The organism is Phyllobacterium sp. P5_D12 (assembly GCF_054049495.1).
The window spans coordinates 1-1,096 of sequence record NZ_JBFUMG010000952.1; the positions used below are offsets into that span (position 1 = coordinate 1).

A 1,096-nucleotide genomic window follows, 5' to 3' on the forward strand; every position below is an offset into this window, starting at 1 on the left:
GTTCCGAGTCACGGCCCGATGAAATTCCTGATCGATTCGGAATATGAGGATATTTCGTTCATACCACTGCCAGGCCGGCCAACCGAATCTGGACGAAACAAGGTTGAACTTGTCTTGCAAGTGCGCGACCCGGCAATCGATTCCGACCTGGCATGGTCTGATCTAAAGGTGTTGGCATCAACGCTTCTCGCGCCCGCCGGCAGTATTGGTCCTGCGGTTGTTAATCMCGGTATTTTCAATGTTCGAGCCAGGCGGGCCAGTGCCTCTGCAACGATCGAAACCCGGCTCGGGACAAAGATAGCCCTCGATACCATCAATATTGCCGACGTCGTTAGCCCGGGAAGTCTTGTCCCGTTTCCTGGCGATCTGTTCGATCCAGCTATCTGGGACACGGAAGTGACGCTGCCCGAAACAGGTGACAAACCTGCCCGCATCGTTATCCGCGAGTATGAACGTTACTATACCGACAGGACCATTCCGGAGCAGCGCGCTGGTGCTACGAGGCGTCGCCGTGTTGTCGAGGAGCGACTGATTTACACCGCGTTTTTCGATTTGTGATTTCAAGGAAGCTTTATCTACGTACATCCAGATTATGAGAACACAACATCATAATTTTCCGATAGTAAGATTTTAAATTGTAGACATATAGGATTAACAAAGTCGAACACTTCCGGAAGTAAAAGGCAATACGCAGGTATTGCTTATGCATTGTTAGTGTAATGCTCAATTATTGCTTGTGAAAGATCAGTTTATTCCTACTACGACTGAAAAATATCCAACTGAGTTAGAATGGCCGAGGATAAATTGCAGATAAATGTGGAATGACGGTGTCTGTGCAAATCAATTGGACACTGAACGCAACACACGGATATCTATCACGGAGGAAAAAACACATGCCGATTGATTTAACAGCTCCGCTTTCCTGGAAAAGCGCCGATACAGATGAACTGTCTCTTCTACAGAATCTTCAAGGGAATATTCTAAAGGGACACGGTCGTGAGTTTACAGCGAATATATTTTTCAAACTGAACCCGACAAAAAAAGTTCAAGCAAAACGCATGCTGCGCGAACTTGCCAATTTTCATCTGACCAGTGC

The 1,096-nt window shown here is 47.0% G+C and carries 1 protein-coding gene and 1 pseudogene; both read left to right on the top strand.

Features of this window, described 5'->3' with window-relative positions; genetic code table 11:
• Positions 1-558, top strand: a 558-nt coding sequence (locus ACXJ5O_RS27920; RefSeq protein WP_457302748.1) for a hypothetical protein, incomplete at its 5' end; no start/stop codon positions are given.
• A gap of 335 nt (positions 559-893) precedes the next feature.
• Positions 894-1,096: pseudogene (locus tag ACXJ5O_RS27925) on the top strand (Dyp-type peroxidase); the annotation flags it as partial.